Raw genomic sequence first — 16,243 nt, 5'->3', positions numbered from 1 at the left:
CACAATTACCGTACCACCAGCGCCTTTGCGCCTTCGGTAAAATAAACAGCCGTACGGCCATTGTGATCTTTGTACAATAAAATGGCCTCCAGGCCCGGCTCTTTTTGCAACAGCCGTTTGCTTCCTTCAAACCCCAATACAAAACAGGGGGTATCAAAACCGTCCGCCACCACGGCTTCCCGCGCGATGATCGTTACGCTCAGCAGGGAATCGGGCAGCGTGTAGCCTTTCCGGGGATGAATGATGTGGCCGAAAGTACGGCCTCCGGAAGAATAGGAATTCTGATAATTGCCCGCCGTGCTGGCCGCCGCATCGCGGAGTTGTAATTTGAAGAGATCTTTCCCCGGTTGTTGCGGATCTTCAACGCCGATCTGCCAGCTTCCTTTACATCTCGCTTCACCGCCCACTTCCACCATGTAGTGCTGAACGCCTTTCGTTTCAAGGTATTCCGCCAGCACGTCCACCGTATAACCCTGCGCGATACCGTCCAGGTCGAGGCGCACGCCGGGTTTTGTTTTGTGAACGGCCTCGCGGTCGAAAACGATGTACCGGAAACCGACGTATTGCAGCAGCGAATCCGCTTTTCGCGTCCAGTCGGCGCCATGGCGCTTTCCTTCGCGGTAAGCTTCCACGAGCGGCATTACAGTGGGGTCGAAAGCGCCATCCGTGGCTTTGTATACTTGCCTGGCGCGTTGCAGCACGTTAAAAAAATGACCGGACTGAAACCGCCAATCATCAAACTGGTTGAAGGATGATATTTCGGAATCAGCCCGGTAGGTAGACAATGCCCTGTCTATTTCAAGGAATATGGAATCGGCCTGCGCCCTGAAGTTCCGCTGGCCGCCGTCTTCATACTGAACATGCCACGAAGTGCCCTGTGCAAAGCCCTGCAGCTTTATTACCGGGCCGCTTTGCAGCAATATCCATATCGCGGCCAGGTACATCATTTGGTCGCCGGCGGGTTTTGCAGTGTTTGCTGCGGCGGCGTTTCATCTTTGATGATGCCCATCAGTTCGCCGAGATGATCGGTGTAAACGCCCCTCGGGGAAGTGTTGTGTTTTTTCGCCACCGCGGCCGCAAAACCAACTACCTCGCCCATCATGCCGCAGGTGCGCATTACACGCGTACTGCCGAACGCAACGTGTGTGGTGCTGATATTTCTTCCCGCCATGAACAGGTTGGAAATGTTGCGGCTGTAAAGACAGCGGTACGGGATCGTGTAGGGCGCTACCCTGATGTGTTTGGTGCCCGCAAAAAATTCCTGTCCTTCGAAATATTTGCTGTTTTCCTTATTCGGAAAATGCAGGTCGATCGTCCAGGTAGCGGTAACGGTGCCGTCCGGGTAAAATTTACCTTCCTGGATGTCCATCTGCGTAAGCACATGATCGCCAAGAATCCTGCGCGATTCGCGTTTGCCGCCGATGTAAGCCACCCAGGCCAGTTCGCGTTTCGCGTATTTTTCGGGTTTGTTCTTTTTGAGGTAAGACCAGTTGCCGTAGATCGCCCGGAGGTTGTGATCGCGGATCTTTTCGGCGTCGGTAATGGTGTTGAAGTTGCCGAAACCAGTTTCCCATTCCCAGTCGGACCTTGCTTCGTCGATGTGATATTCATCGGAGAACTGCAGCGCCCAGGGCGTTTCGGGGAAACTGGAAACGGTGTCCTTTTCCAGCGACGCCCAAAGGTTAGACGTGCCGAGCGTAAAATTGTCAGACTTTTCAGCGGCCAGCGATTCGCCGGTTTCCGCTTTGCTTTCGCGGCCCATCCTGAAATCGGCGCCCGCCAGGTAACCGACCGTGCCGTCGCCGGTGCAGTCGGAGAAATAAGTGCCGGAGAAACGTGTTTCTTCGTTGGTGGAAATATTCCGGCCGATCACCGCCGCGATCTTTTTGTCTTTCATTTCCACTTTATGCACATGCGTGTTAAGGAAAAGATGCAGGTTCCTTTCCGCTTTCACAATGGAGATCTTGCGCGCGTCGCCATATTCACTCGCATCGGGGTTGCCGTTGCCGGGGTCGCCGTTGTCCATTTCACGCACGATGCGGCCCAGTTTGGGATAATGATTTTTATCGATATCGCCTTTCAGGTGTACGCGCACTTCGGAGCTGTTGTTGCCGCCCAGCACCGGGCGGTCCTGTATCAGCGCGGTTTTCAGCCCCATGCGCGCCGCGGAAATAGCGGCGCAGGTGCCGGCAATACCGCCGCCGATCACAACGAGATCGAACTGGCCCGCGTCTTTCGGCGTGGCGGAAGTGTGCAGTACCTTGTGACGGAAATCGTTCAGCGCCTGCAATGTATTCGGCGGCGTGAATTTCAGCGCGTCGGTAAACAGGATCGCGTCGCAACGGCCGTTGAAACCGGTAAGGTCTTTCATCACCAGGTTTATTTCCTCTTTGGAAATATCCACCACACCCGCATCGTACCATTTCCATGCATCGTCTCCGCTGGCGCCCATCACCTGCCCGGCCTGCCGGCCGTCTATGCTGATGGTGAATTTGCCCGGGCCGGTGGGGAACGGCGCCCAGTCTTTGGTGCGCACCCACATGCGGTATTTGCCTTTAGACGGGAATTTCACAGTGGTGGAAGCGTCTTTTACGGGCTTGCCCATGCCGTGCGCCATGAGGTACGACGAGCCTATCACGACGAACGACTGCTGGTCCGTCACCCAGCCGCCTTTGTCCGTAAACGATTCCGCTTCCACTAATACATGTTGCTGGGCAAAAGCCGCCATGTTAAAAAGCAACAGGAGGAACAGGGTTTTTATTTTTGCCATATCATTCGTTTTTCTTTTCGTAAGCTGATATTTTTTGCCGGACAGACGCATCCGCCTGTTTCAGCTGCTTTAATGCCTGGTAAATGTCTTCCCCCATGCCGGGGTGCGACAGTTGCTCCGCCAGCAGCTGCTGCGTTTTTACGGGCAGCTTCGGCCGGGCGGACAAAATTTTCAGTTTCGCCTTCAATTGTTCGCGATTGCCCTCCGTGATGGTAGCGGCTATTTTATTACAGAGCTTATCCGTTACCGTTATATCCGACAGTTTTTTGAGGATGGTCATCTGCAGCGGGTAAGATGCCTTGTGATAAGCCGTCCACAGCCAGTCCTGGCGTTTCGAGGGTTCGAAATAATCCGGGTGTACCTTTTGCAGGGCATACCGCGCGGTGAAGATATTTTTCCCGCGGATCACGCCGGCGATGTCTTCTTCATAACCCGGTTGTACTTTCCCGTCCGCATCCATCACCTTGTCCATAGCCCAATATTGGTAATGATGATTGCCGCTGCGCAGGAAATTATGCAGCATGGCAGGCGTTTCCAGCGAATCCGTGATGTTTTTGATCTGTTCCGTTGTGCCGCCGTGCGCAAAATGCCAGAGCGTGTAACAGGTGAACACCGCGCCTTCGATCACTTCGTTGCGGATGGTTTTTAAAGTGGCGCCGGTGCGAACGTTGGCCGAATCGGAAATATTCTCCGTTCCTTTCACCACGAGGTCTTCCATTTTTAATTCGGAGAAGATGGAAGATTCTTTGGCGAGAATGTCCTGCAGCTTGCGGTAATCTTCTTCTTTAAAATCGCGGTGATCGGTTTTGGTGAGCACTTCGTCGCCGGGAAGGTCGTAGCGGAGGTAATTACCGAGCAGGTCCCAGTAAAGATTGATGTACACGGGCCTGCATTCGCCGGTGTTGCACACGGGCGTAAAAATGTTCCTGAAAAAATATTTCGGCCTGCCCGCGCGGTCCAGCGCGAGGTTGAGCGTATAAGCGGCCGTGTCGCCCTCCCTGATCTCGTACCGCCGGAGGGTATCTTTCAGGGAGGGCAACGTGGCAGCCGCTTCAGCGGTGAGCAAACATAATAATGTGAGCAAACAGAGCCGCATGGTATCGTTTATTTGTATTCTAATATTGCCGTCGCTTCGCAATCGCGGTTCCCGGTAAACCGTATCCAGCGCGCCTGGATGCCGTCCGGGAAATGATGGCGGAACGTTTCGCCGGGTTTTACGGTCACTTCTTTGTATTTCATCCACACACCATTGCCCACCGGGTCCATTTCGACCGTGAACGTAACGGCTGCATTGCCTTTTTGCGACAATTGCAGGTCACGCTGATCGTAAAACCCGATCAGGTACGGGTCTGAAGGTTCGCCGGCTTTGATGGCCGTGGAAAACCACGGACCGCCTTTGCCGACGGGTTTGCCCATTTTCCAGAGATCGTCGATCACGCCGGCCCAAATGGCCGCTTTGCCGTCTGCCGAACGGATGATGCGCGGATTTTTCGCCGCAGCGTCTATTCCCGTCAAAATAAGCAAACCGCGGTAAGATGCATAATCATTGATGCGGAAATTATGTGAAGCTACCGGGCGAATTTTGGCATAACCGTCCGCATTCTCAGCGGGCAGCTCGTAAAAAGTACCATGGCAGTTCAGCAGGTCCCTTTCCGTGGCCACTTCGCGGCAAATGCGCAACGCGCCTTGCTCCGTGAGGCCCGTAAAAGCTTTATTGCCCAGCGGCAAACGCCAGCGGCGGCCGTTGTCGTCCGCGATCAGCACAGAAGCGGCTTCCACTGTTACGGCCTGTTTGGGAATGGCGAACTTTTCTTTGATGAACGATAATGTTTTTGCATCGTCTTTCCGCTGCAATTCCATTTTCTCATTCAGCTCGTAATAACCGTCGCCGGCGGCCATGCCCAATGCCCTGCGGTTATCGCCAAGGCCGTACAACAGCCCGCCGGAAGTATTGCCGGACGTGGCTTTGGAAAGACCGTTGAAAATAGCGGCGGGTGAAATGCCGCGTGCATCTTTCCCGGCGTAGTTAAACTGCACTGTCGCTTTTGCATCGGCATTGGTTTTTACGCGCACCCATTCGCCGGGCGTGCTTGCGGGGAACACGATCTGCGTGGCTTCCCCTGCCTGCAGCTGCACCGTTTTTACATGCGACCATTTTTGCCGTTCACCGCTTTCGAATATGAAGGTTGCGCCTGCAGTTCCGTTGTTCTTCACCCAGGCCGCGCGCTGCGGCCAACCGGCGAAGAGAAAAGGTTCCGAAGGTTCGCCTGCTTTTACGTTCTCATTCAGCCATACCGCGCCTTCCGCTGAGTTCGGGCCGAGCTGGTCGGGCAGCGCGAACGAAGTGAACCAGAGGTTGGAATTGGATTGCCCCGGCCCTTCGATATTTCCTTTCGCCTTGCGTTTGTTGAGAAATTCTTTTTGTGCGGAATCGTCGCAGCCGAACACCAGCTGGTTGTTCCAGCGCGTAAAATCACCGATCACTTTCAGGTAGGCCGAGCGCGGGCGGATACCCGCCGTTTGCGTGCTGCTGAAGTTGCCCGGGAAATGCCAGAACAAACCGTGCATGGTCATGAGATATTCCGGTTTCCCCGGCGTACCGACATCGCGGATGCGCGGCCATTCCGTGTTCCAGCCGTGCGCGCCGTCGTAACTATGACTGGCTTTGGGCAAACGGAAAAAGTGCCAGCTGCCTTTGTCGCGCACGCCCAGCAGCACCGATTTATGGTCCCAGCCGGTGGCCCAGATCGGGTCGGAAGCGGGATTCGCATTGCCGTGAATGCCGCCCGGGCCGGTAATTTCCACGAACTGGTTGCGGCGCACCACTTTCCAGTTCTTTCCGTCCCACTCAGACAGCGAGCCGGCTTCGATATCGAATTGTTTCAAAGCCTGCGGCCCCGGTTCCCCGTTGTTCGAATACACCATCACGCCCTGGCCGCTGTACACGCCTTTGCCATGCGCGCCGGGCAGCAGTTCGCCGCGGTGATTGTTGGCTTCGTCTTTTTCTTTCTTTTGTTTCACATTCCCGTCTTCGTACAACAGCGTGGGCTGAAGCGTTTTTACATCCACTTCATAAAACCCTTCTTCCATCGTTGCGTAATAGATCTTCCCCGCCGGATCGCTGAGGTGGCGGGCATTTCCCGTATGCCTTCCCGGCATCGCCGTGTAGGGGATCGTACGAACTTTGCCGCTGCCGTCTATCGCATAGGGGCCGATGAACAGCTGGTTGCTTTCTTTGTGTACCATGCGGTTGGCAGGCGTTCCGCCGATGCTTTCCGGTCTTACGGTCTGTTGAAGGGAAGAGGAAACTTCATACAGCTTGTCCGACGAACCGAACGGCAAATGCGGGCCGTAGGTGATCACCCACAATTTCCCCGCCCAGGGCACTACCGCGCCGGTGCCGCATTCCCCTTCGTTGTTGTACATGGCCAGGTGCGGGTAAACGCCGCTGTAGGAAGGATATTTCTGTTGTGCCATAGCGGGCAGTCCTGCAAAAGGCAGCACCGCCAGCAATATCATTTTCAAACGCTTCATCAATAATTCGGGTTTTGTGTGAGGCCGCTGCTCAGCACCTCTGAAGTTGGAATGGGCCAGAGATACTGGCGTGTCTGGTCGAATTTACGCAAAGCGATCTGTTTGATGAGACCCGCTTCGTACATGGGTTTTAGGTTTGCGCTGCCATTTTCGTCAACGTCAGGCGTTTGCGGGAAGAACCAAAGGCCCGGCTGCACTACCTTTGTGCGGAGATCCGCAGGGTCTAGCAGGCCGTAGTTCGGCGTGTTCAGCACTTTCTCCGCAATCTTCCAGCGGATGATGTCCATATAACGCACGCCTTCCAGCGCAAATTCCATCCTTCTTTCCACGCGCAGGATGCTGCGCAGCGCGGTCTGGCCTGTTTCCGTCACGGCGGGATATTCCGTAGTGCTGGTAACCGGCACGCCATAAGCGCGGGCGCGCACGGTGTTGATGGCGTCCAGCACGGACTGGTCTATTTGGTTCTGCTCGATCTTCGCTTCCGCATAGATCAGCAGCACATCCGCATAACGGATGATGATCTTGTCCGGCTCCGCCGTCCAGGAATTGAGCAGCCAGTCGCCGTCCACGCCTTTTTTCCATACCAGCCCGTTGTAGGAGGCAAAGATGGCAACAGAACGGGTATCTTTATTTTCAACGTATTTCTGGTCGGATTCTTTCCAAACCTTCACCGAATCGGGATGCGGCTGGTAAATGTAGCCCAGGAGCGGTTTCTGGAATTCCTGGATAGTGGCGGCGCAACGCGGGTCGCGGTTTTGGAAAGGCTTGTGCGGGTCGTACATCGGCGATTCGTCTATCGGCAGGCCGTCTTTACAAAGGAATGCGCAAAACAGGTCCCATGAAGGGTTTTTCGCGCCCCAGCCGCCGGCGTTGCGCGGCACATAGTTTTGCAGGTCGCCCAGCGTTACTTTCAGCGCCACCGATCTCGGCAGGCCGAAAATGGTTTCGACGGAGTTTTTCGTTTTGGACAAAAACAGGCTGCTGAAATCCGCGTGCAGTTTATACACGTTCTGGTCCATGCAGGCCTTGGCAGCGGCAGCGGCTGTGGCAAAATCGCCCATCTGCAGCGCGAAACGCGCTTTCATGGCCAATGCCGCGCCGGATGCCGCGCGTTTCAGCTCGCTGGCGCCGTATGTTTTGGGAAGATTTAAAGCCGCTTCATCGAAGTCCGCATAAATTTTCGGCATCGTCACGGTTTTGTCTTCCTGTTTTAATTTCATCGCCTCTTCAATATCCAGCGCGGTTTCGGTGTAGATGATATTGCCGTAATGAGACACCAGCCTGGCGTTCATGCAGGCGCGCACGAATTTTGCTTCAGCCGTGTACCGGCTGATCTGCGCGGCACTCAGTTTGTCCGCGGCGCGCCCGATGCTGAATATTACGTTGTTCGCGCGGGCGATGGCTTTATAAGTATTCACCCACCAGGTTTTCACGAAATCCGTTTCCCCGTTTAGGGTAGCGCCGGTAATGGCCGTGCTTACGTCGCGGTACACAAAATCGTCCGACCAGTCGTCCTGGTCCCCGGGCCAGAATGCGTCTTTATAAAGACCGTTCAAAGACATCTCGATCTCTTCCGCGTTGGAGTTCCAGGTTTCGCTGGAGCCGTCAGACAGCGGGTTGAGATCCAGTTTTCCGCAGGCGCTCAGCAGAACGACGCCGATGCAGATCCATATTTTTTGTTTCATAATTCGCTGTTTTAAAACTTGACAGATACGCCCATTACGTAAGACGCAGTGATGGGATAACCGAGATACAGGTTCTCAGGGTCCCATCCGCGCGGCAGGCGGTGCACAGACAAAAGGTCTGTAACGGAGCCGTATATACGAACATCCTGGATATGCAGCTGCGTGAGCAGATGTTTCGGCAGGCTATAGCTCAGGTTGATGTTCTTCAGGCGGAAATACGCGCCGTTGACCATCCAGAAGTCGGACATGGCGTAGTTGTTGCCGGCCGAAGTGTTGGTATACCGCGGGTATTTTGCGTGCTGATTCTGTTCCGGCGTGTTGTATTTGCTCCAGCTCTGGCCGTCGAGTATCGCAGGGAATCCGCCGTAGTTTTCGAGCAGCGGCCGCACGATGTCCGTTGTGAGGCGAACGTTTTGTTTGCCTACTCCTTGCAGCACGATGCCGAGGTTCCAGTTTTTGTAACCTGCCTGGAGGTTGGCGCCCCACATGTAACGCGGCAGCGAACCACCCAGCAGCACACGGTCGTATTCCGGGGAGATCTTCCCGTCTGGCACGCCGGCAGGACCGCTGATGTCGCGGTAATGGATGTCGCCGGGGCGTACGTTAGCGTTCAGCTTGGCGGATTTGTCCACTTCATCCTGCGTCTGGTAAATGCCTTCGGCGCGGTAGCCGTACCATTCGTTGAACTCGCTGCCGAAAGTTTTGATCGTATCGCCTAAAAATACGGTGCCGCCGAGATCGCCCATCTCCGTGATAAAGTCGGACACGTTTACGGAAACGCTGTAGGTGAAATCGCCTTTTTTGTCGTACCAGCCCGCCTGCAGCTCCCAGCCTTTGGTGAACATCCTGCCGGTGTTCTGGAAGGGATTGTCGTAGCCGATGTAATCCGGTATTTCAAGTTCCAGCAGCATGTCGCTGGTGGTTTTCTGGAAGTAATCGCCGGTAACGCGCAGGCGGTTGCCCAGGAAATTCACGTCGGCGCCGATGTCGAACGAACGGGTTGTTTCCCAGGAAATGTCGCGGATGGCGTATTCCCATTGCGCGGCAGACTGTGCGCTCACCGCGCTGTTTCCTTTGTAGAACAGCGAATTGTTTTCGAAGCGGAGCAGCGCCTGGTACGGGTAATCGCCGATCCTTTCGTTGCCCAGCGAGCCCCATGAGGCGCGCACTTTCAGGAACGACAGCCATTCCGCCGTACGGTGCATAAAGTTTTCCTGCGACACGATCCAGCCCGCGGAAATGGAGGGGAACGAGCCCCAGCGATAACCCGGCGCAAACCGCGAAGATGCGTCGTAACGGATGTTCGCCTGCAGCAGGTATTTTTCATCGAAGCTGTACATCACGCGCCCAAACCAGGAACGGTAGGCCGTTTCCCAGGCCCGGCCGTTGTTGTCGCGGAATTCCAGCGGCCCCAGGTCCAGGTAAGGATAATTGCTCAGGCCGTACTGGCCGCGGTACGCGCCCAACTCTTCGTTAAAAGCATGAAAATATTCGTAACCCGCCAGCAGGTTGAAGTTATGTTTGCCCAGCGTTTTTATGTAGTTCGCCATGAACTGCATCGTATAACGGTAATTGTCGTTACGGTCTTCGTCCAGCTTGGTTTCCGTGGCGCCTTCGATGTAACCGGAAGTGGAGTTCGGGTTGTTCCACGAAGTGTAGGGAAGCCTGCGGGTGAAATGTTTGAATTTGTTGAAGTTGAGAAAAGGCGATACGACCCCGGAGAACTTCAATCCTTCGATCGGCGTGAAATCCACGCCTATTTTGCCGCCGATCTGGTTGTACCAGTCGTTGTAAAAACCGCCTTCTTTCATCAGCGCGTAAATGTTCGCGCCGTCTTTACCCGCGCCGATGCGCCCGTCCGACCACATGGCTGCGTAGATCGGCGGCACGATGCCCATTTTGTACATGGGATTGGTTACCGGCTGTTTGATGATGGTGCGGCGGAAATTGATATCCGCGCTGGCGGAGAGGTATTTGGAAATGGTGATGTCGTTGTTGATGCGCGCGGTCAGCCGTTCGTACGTACGGCCGGGATACAGCGCTTCCGACTTGTCGTACCCGAGCGATACACGCGTACGGATATTTTTGCCGCCGCCGGAAAGGCTCATGATATGGCTTTGGCGCGGCGCGCTGTTGCGGAGAATGAGGCCGCGCCAGTCGGTATTCGGGTATTCGTCCGGGTTCTGGGCGTTCAGTTCGTAGTAGTTGTCGACAATATTTTTAGCGTAGGTGGGATACTCGTTGGCGTTGTTGCCGTTATCGTTCCAGCGCAGCTCGTTGGTGAGCTGCATGTAACGCACCGCGTCTACATAGGCGGGAAGTTTCGTCGCCTTTTCGATGCCGTACTCGTAAGTGTAGTCCAGGCTCAGCTGCCCGTTCCTGGCGCGTTTGCTGGTAATGAGAATAACGCCGGCGGCGGCCCTTGAACCGTAGATGGAAGCTGAAGCTGCGTCTTTCAGCACGGAAATATTATCTACGTCGTTAGGATTGATGGTGTTGATATCGTCGATGGGCACGCCGTCGAGGATGTAAAGCGGGTTGGCGCCGGCGGGGCTGATGGTGGTGATGCCGCGCACCCTTACGGCAGGCGTGGCGCCGGGAGCGTTGCCCGAGCGGGTCACCATTACACCGGGCATCGCGCCCTGCAGTGCGGAAGTGATGTTGGTGGTTTTCCGCGCGGTGATCGCGTCTCCCTGCACGGCGGATACCGAGCCGGTAAGGTCGCTTTTCCTGATGGAGCCGTAACCTACCACCACCACGCCTTCCAGCGCGGTGTTATCCGCCAGTTTCATGCTGATATCCAGCCTGCGGCGGCCGTTGAGCGGCTGCTCCTGTTTTTCGAAACCGATGTAGGAGAACACGATCGTGGCGTCGTCTTTTACGTCGGGGAGTTTGAACTCTCCTTTTTCATCCGTGATGGTGGCGGTTTGCGTGCCTTTGATCAGCACTGTTACCCCCGGCAGCGGCGCGCCGGTATCGTCTACCACTTTGCCGGTCAGCGGCACGGCCTGCTGTGCGGCGGGCATCAGCAGCCCCGGCACGGGCGGCAATTTATGGATCGAAATGGTTTTGTCCGTAATGGAATAACTCAGTCCCTGCCCCTGCAGCGTAGCGGAGAGCAGCGCATCTACAGATACGTCTCTCAGCGCCACCGATACCGGCCGCGAGGTATTGATCACATTGTTGTCGTAAAACACCACGTACCCCGTTTGTTTACGGATCGCCGAAAAGATCGTGGTCAGTTTTACATTTTTACCGGAAAAACTGACTGTTTGGGAACGTACCGTAGCACTTACGTTCAGGAACAGCACCGTCAGGAAAAAGCATGTTAACTTCATAGCTAACAGTATTTTGGTTGAGCATCTCTGGCGGCCCGTGGCGGCCGCATCGCCCGTTTGGAACCGGCGCCGCCAGGGTATGGCAACGGCCGTCCGCCCACGCAAAGCGATAAGTTTAAATTGCATACATTTGCATTGTTTGGTTGAATAATTAGGCTGTCTTACCGATTGTTCTGATATTCCCCGCCAAACGTCCGCCAGAGATGTTCGCAGCATTTCTGGCTTTTTTTTGACCGGGCAGTCCGTTCTATTTCATAACGTATATATTTCTTCCTTCCAGTCTGAATTTCACATTGCTTTCTTCGAGTATCTTCAGCACCTGCGCCAATGGCAGCGAACGCTGGATGGCGCCACCGAAACTTCTTTCGGGCACGTTCCCTTCGTAGATCACGTTCACGTCGTACCAGTTCTCCAGCTGCCGCATCACGGCCGGCATGTCCGCATCGGTAAACTGGAACAGGCCGTTTTTCCATGCCACCACTTCATCCACGTTCACATTGTTTTTGATGTTCAGCCGACCGTTCCCCTGCAAACCCGCCTGCTGACCGGGTTTCAGCAAGGCCTCGCTCCCTCCGGCGCGCACTTTCACAGCGCCTTCCAGCAATGTGGTCCTTATTGTTTTTTCCTCCGTATAAGCGTTTACGTTAAAATGCGTGCCGAGCACTTCCACCGTCATTCCCGCCGTTTTTACACGGAACGGCATATCGGCCCGTTCCGCTACTTCAAAATAGGCCTCCCCGGTAATAGACACTTCGCGGATCTCGCCGGCGAACATCGTCGGGTAGGTGACAGACGATGCGGCGTTGAGCCACACGCGGCTGCCGTCCGGCAGCGTCAGGCGGTATTCGCCGCCACGTGGCGTGCGCATGGTGTTAAACAATATCTCAGCGGGGGCCTGCCCTTCGCGCTCGTACGCCAGCTGGCCGTTGGCGAGCTTCACTACCTTCACGCTGCCCTGCTGCGCCACCACGCCGTTACGGGAACTGTCCAGCTCTATCACCGTGCCGTCTCCGAGCGTAAGCACGGCTTTGCTGCCGCCCGGCGCCACGTCGTGCACGGGCGCTTTTTGCACCTGTGCCACAGACGGTTGCTGAACGCTGGCAGATTGTTCGCGGCTCAGCCACAGCCCGCCTGCCGCGAGCAGCAGCAATACCGCCGCGGCCGCGGCCATCAGGGGCCGGCGTTTGCGGACGGGCACCACGGGCGCACCGGTCAGCGCCCGCTGTATGCGGCCGCTCATCGCTTCGGGCATGGGACTTTCAGGCTGAAACCGTTCCCAGGTATCGTCCAGCACTTCTTTCAGCAGGTCGTCGTCCTGCTCCGTACCGATGAATTGCGCCAGCTCCCTTCGTTCATCCTCCGTACATGCGCCTTGAAAGTACCTTTCCATGAGGTACAGCAATCGTTCTCGCAACATATTGAGTGGTTTACCCGGTTATATAGACAATCGGGGAGAAAAGTATACCTGGTTTTTTCAGAAAAAATTTTCCAGGAAGCAGAAAATGAGGATGGTAAAGGCTTCCGGCCGGGCGGCGAGCTGCTGCCGGATAAGGCGCAATGCCTCGATGAGATGGTTGTTGACGGTGGAAGGGGAAATATCCAGGAACCGGGCTATCTCCTCGTGTTTCAGTCCTTTGTCGCGGCTGAGCGTGTACACCAGTTTCTGCCGGGGCGTGAGTTTTTCAAGCGCGGAATGCAGGTTTTTGTTCATTTCATGCACATTCAGCCGGTCTTCCGCGTCCGTTCTTCCGGCCTCGCGGGTTTTAACCAGCTCGTCGAGAATGAGGGTCTCCCGGGCCATACGTTTCAGGGAATTGATCACCTGGTTGCGGGCCGCCTGGTAAATATATCCTTCAAAATGGGTGATTTCGGGAAGCTTTTCGCGGTTCTTCCACAGGCGCAGGAAAATGTCCTGTATAATGTCTTCCGCCATCTCGGGCGCACCCGTGGCTTTCAGCAGGAAACCGTATAATTTGTCCTTATACAACCTGAATAGCGCCGCAAATGCCGTAGCATCGCCGGAAGCAGCATAACGTACCAGTTCGGTTTCATTGTTCATCGGTTCCATGGGAACGGCATGTGGAATACTTAGAGCATAACGTAGTCATCCTAAAAATAGGAAAATTTCGATTCGGCCAAAGGAAATTTTCAGGCCATCGCCTTTTCATTAACATTGCAACCGTTCCCAAAACCTTGTTGAACAAAATAAAAAGCCCGTTGTCATGGCGGCGACAGCGGGACTTTCGATATGAACGGGTTAGTTTGAACTAGTTTCCTGCGCGGCGGCTTTCATCCGTGCCGCTTTGCCTTTCTTTCGTTTCCATTTTGGTATTGCCGAAACGGTAGCTGAAAGCCACGTTCAGCGTACGGTTCTGCCAACGGTTGTTTACGCTCAGGTAAATATTGTTGAAATCGGCCACGCCGCGGAAACGCTGCGACGCGAAAATATCGTTCAGGTTCACTTTGATGGTGCCTTTCTTTTTGAGCACGGTCTTCTGCACGCCGCAATTCACGCTCCACATGGCTTTCGAACGCCAGATGCCATACACGTTCGGCGCTTCGAACCAGCCGCTCAGCTCGAACTTGAAGTCTTTCGGCAGCGTGAAAGTATTGGTGGAGTTGAAGTTCCATGCCACCTGGCGCGTCGTGAAATTGCCCAGCGAATCCAGGATCTGGTATTCGTTGTAATACACCGAAGCGTTGTTGCTCGTGTTCCACCATTTTACCGGGTCGAAGGGAAGGGTGAAGTTGAGTGAATAGGAATTTTGTTTGCCCAGGTTTTTGTTCGTGCTGATGGTCACTTTTGTATCCGGGTTCAGGATCAGGAACTCGTCGTACACATCGTTTACGCGGCTGTAACCCAGCGTGGCGATGTATTTGTTCTTGAATGTGTACGTCAGTTCCGTATTGTGGATGTACTCCGGCGTAAGATAGGAGTTGCCGCGGAAGTACGTGTATTTGTCCAGGAAAAACATGAACGGGTTCAGCATGCCGTAGCCCGGGCGGTTGATCCGTTTGTTGAACGTTATGCCCAGCTTGTGATCGTCGGAGAATTTATGATCGGCCGTGAAGTTGGGGAAATAATCGAGATAGGTCCTTTTCACATTGCTTTTAAGCGAATTGCTCGTGGCGTCGGAAATGGTCTGTTCCAAACGCAGCCCGATCACGAAATCCGTTTTTTTGAACTGTTTTTTATAGATCAGGTAAGCGGCCAGCACATTCTCGTCGTAGAGAAACTCATCGTATTGTTCGGACACGGGCTGATACGTGCCGTTCTTCAGCGAATCGTAACGCATGTTGTTCTGCGTGGTCACAAAGCTGGCTTTCACGCCGGCTTCTATCTTGCTGGTTTTGTTCAGCGCTCTCACCAGGTCGCCTTTAATGCTGCGGATGGTAATGTCTGTGTACGGCAGCGTGCGCACGGAGTTATGGTCTTTCACCATGTTGGCGGGCAGCAGCAGGATGCTGTCGGACATCCATGTTCTCATATTGTTGTCGAACTGCATGTAATCTGCGTCCATAGTGAACTCGGAGCCGGAGGTGTCGATCTTTATTTTATAGTTGAGGTTGTATGAAGTGCTGTTGAAACGGTTGTTGCCTTCCACGGAGGAATACAGCACGGAATCGATCGCTTTTACACCCTGCCTCGAGATCTGCGTGGCGCTGGGCGCATCGCGCCAGAACGCGTTGCGGTAGGCGTTCACCATAACGCCCAGGGTATGTTTGTCGTTGATGTACCAGTCGATACCCGCTTTGCCGGAGCGGTTGAGGAAGTGGCCTTTCTGGAATACGTTCTGCTGGAAATGCAGCGGCTCGTCGCCGGGCGTTTTGCGGATCAGCTCGCGGGTGTTGAAAAACTGGCGGTCCGCCCAGTTGAGATTCGTAAATACGTTGAATTTTTTGGTGCGCCAGTTCAGGCTGAGACCGGTGGAAAAGAACATATACCGCCCGCCCCCGCCGCTCAGGGTGAGCGTGCCGTTAGTGCCGGTCATCTGCCCTTTTTTGGTTTTGATATTGATGATGCCCGCCGTGCCGGCCGCATCGTATTTCGCGCTGGGACTGGTTATTATTTCGATCTGTGAAACGGATTCGGCGGTCATGCTTTTGAGCAGTTCCGCGAGCGCTTCGGCGGAAAGATAGGTGAGCTTGCCGTCGAGCATAACGGTAACGCCCTGTTTGCCTTTCATGACGAGGTTCTCGTCTTTATCCACGGTAATGCCCGGCGCGCGGCGAAGCAGGTCGAGCACGGTGTTTCCCGCGGCGGCCACGCTGCTTTCCACGTTCAGGATGGTTTTCCCTTCCGACCTTTCGATAAAAGGTTTCTGCGCGGTCACTTCCACGGCTTTCAGGCTTTTGGGAGCGGCTTCCAGCGTGATGATCTTAAGGTCTACCAGCGCGTTCTTCACCTGGAACACGGCGCTTTTTTTGGGCGTAAATCCCATCTGGGAAATATCGAGGTAATATGAACCGGGTGCGATCTTTTCAAAGAAACATTTGCCGTCCGCATCGCTCATCTGGCCTTTCAGCAGGCTGCTGTCCGACGATTTGCGCACGGCCACGCTGGCATATGGAAGCGGGTTGCCGGAGGCATCGCCGATCTTCACGCTCACGGAACCCTGTGCAAAAACGATATTGCTAAGGGCCGTCAATAGCAGGAGGATTAATATGGATCGTGTCTTCATAAGCGGTACTAGTTCTATAGTTAGTTAAGTCGTAATTTGGAGCCAGAGGTTAATGCCGTAAAGTTCGGAGATGCCCCGCACAATCCGTTCCCGCTCATCCCTATTCTTACGCACTGGAGTACTTTATTACAAACTTAATTTCTGGTACGACGATATTATTTCGTTTTATACAAGAAAGACGACTGGCTTGACCATTAGTTGCATCCACTTGATAAAAGGTAACGGACGGGGAGG

Annotated in this window: 9 protein-coding genes; all 9 read right to left on the bottom strand. The window is 54.6% G+C overall.

The genetic code is table 11. The features are described from left to right. Positions 1-5 precede the first annotated feature (5 nt). A complete protein-coding gene (locus tag J7I43_RS03500; protein WP_209143286.1) occupies positions 6-947 on the bottom strand; it encodes an FAD:protein FMN transferase in 942 nt (313 codons plus the stop codon). After that, a complete protein-coding gene (locus tag J7I43_RS03495; protein WP_209143283.1) occupies positions 944-2,770 on the bottom strand; it encodes an FAD-dependent oxidoreductase in 1,827 nt (608 codons plus the stop codon). The genes J7I43_RS03500 and J7I43_RS03495 overlap by 4 nt, the downstream gene beginning before the upstream one ends. A gap of 1 nt (position 2,771) precedes the next feature. Further along, positions 2,772-3,866: a hypothetical protein gene (locus J7I43_RS03490; protein WP_209143281.1), complete on the bottom strand. Its 1,095-nt coding sequence runs from the start codon at positions 3,864-3,866 to the stop codon at positions 2,772-2,774. Positions 3,867-3,874: 8 nt separating this feature from the next. Further along, positions 3,875-6,304, bottom strand: coding sequence for a hypothetical protein (locus tag J7I43_RS03485; protein WP_209143279.1), 2,430 nt, complete (start codon positions 6,302-6,304; stop codon positions 3,875-3,877). Next, positions 6,304-7,989, bottom strand: coding sequence for a RagB/SusD family nutrient uptake outer membrane protein (locus tag J7I43_RS03480; protein ID WP_209143277.1), 1,686 nt, complete (start codon positions 7,987-7,989; stop codon positions 6,304-6,306). Before J7I43_RS03480 ends, J7I43_RS03485 begins: the two co-directional genes overlap by 1 nt. Positions 7,990-8,000: 11 nt before the next feature. Beyond that, a complete protein-coding gene (locus J7I43_RS03475; RefSeq protein WP_209143275.1) occupies positions 8,001-11,327 on the bottom strand; it encodes a TonB-dependent receptor in 3,327 nt (1,108 codons plus the stop codon). Positions 11,328-11,574: 247 nt separating this feature from the next. Beyond that, positions 11,575-12,744 (bottom strand): FecR family protein, encoded by a 1,170-nt coding sequence (locus tag J7I43_RS03470; protein ID WP_209143273.1) that lies wholly within the window; start codon positions 12,742-12,744, stop codon positions 11,575-11,577. 57 nt (positions 12,745-12,801) lie between these two features. Further along, the gene (locus J7I43_RS03465; protein WP_209143271.1) at positions 12,802-13,395 is read right to left on the bottom strand and encodes an RNA polymerase sigma factor; all 594 of its coding nucleotides are present in this window, start codon (positions 13,393-13,395) and stop codon (positions 12,802-12,804) included. 199 nt (positions 13,396-13,594) lie between these two features. Beyond that, positions 13,595-16,009 carry an outer membrane beta-barrel family protein gene (locus J7I43_RS03460; protein WP_209143269.1) on the bottom strand — a complete coding sequence of 805 codons (2,415 nt, stop codon included), beginning with the start codon at positions 16,007-16,009 and terminating at the stop codon, positions 13,595-13,597. Positions 16,010-16,243 lie beyond the last annotated feature (234 nt).

Source organism: Chitinophaga chungangae, from assembly GCF_017742215.1.
GTDB lineage: Bacteria > Bacteroidota > Bacteroidia > Chitinophagales > Chitinophagaceae > Chitinophaga > Chitinophaga chungangae.
The sequence above is the reverse complement of the archived record's forward strand: the minus strand, read 5'-3'. Positions and strand labels throughout refer to the sequence as shown.

What these genes read in the sequence shown, in the direction of transcription:
- J7I43_RS03500 (WP_209143286.1), bottom strand. Translation starts at nt 947, where the DNA reads ATGATGTACCTGGCCGCGATATGGATATTGCTGCAAAGCGGCCCGGTA.
- J7I43_RS03495 (WP_209143283.1), bottom strand. Translation starts at nt 2,770, where the DNA reads ATGGCAAAAATAAAAACCCTGTTCCTCCTGTTGCTTTTTAACATGGCG.
- J7I43_RS03490 (WP_209143281.1), bottom strand. Translation starts at nt 3,866, where the DNA reads ATGCGGCTCTGTTTGCTCACATTATTATGTTTGCTCACCGCTGAAGCG.
- J7I43_RS03485 (WP_209143279.1), bottom strand. Translation starts at nt 6,304, where the DNA reads ATGAAGCGTTTGAAAATGATATTGCTGGCGGTGCTGCCTTTTGCAGGA.
- J7I43_RS03480 (WP_209143277.1), bottom strand. Translation starts at nt 7,989, where the DNA reads ATGAAACAAAAAATATGGATCTGCATCGGCGTCGTTCTGCTGAGCGCC.
- J7I43_RS03475 (WP_209143275.1), bottom strand. Translation starts at nt 11,327, where the DNA reads ATGAAGTTAACATGCTTTTTCCTGACGGTGCTGTTCCTGAACGTAAGT.
- J7I43_RS03470 (WP_209143273.1), bottom strand. Translation starts at nt 12,744, where the DNA reads ATGTTGCGAGAACGATTGCTGTACCTCATGGAAAGGTACTTTCAAGGC.
- J7I43_RS03465 (WP_209143271.1), bottom strand. Translation starts at nt 13,395, where the DNA reads ATGGAACCGATGAACAATGAAACCGAACTGGTACGTTATGCTGCTTCC.
- J7I43_RS03460 (WP_209143269.1), bottom strand. Translation starts at nt 16,009, where the DNA reads ATGAAGACACGATCCATATTAATCCTCCTGCTATTGACGGCCCTTAGC.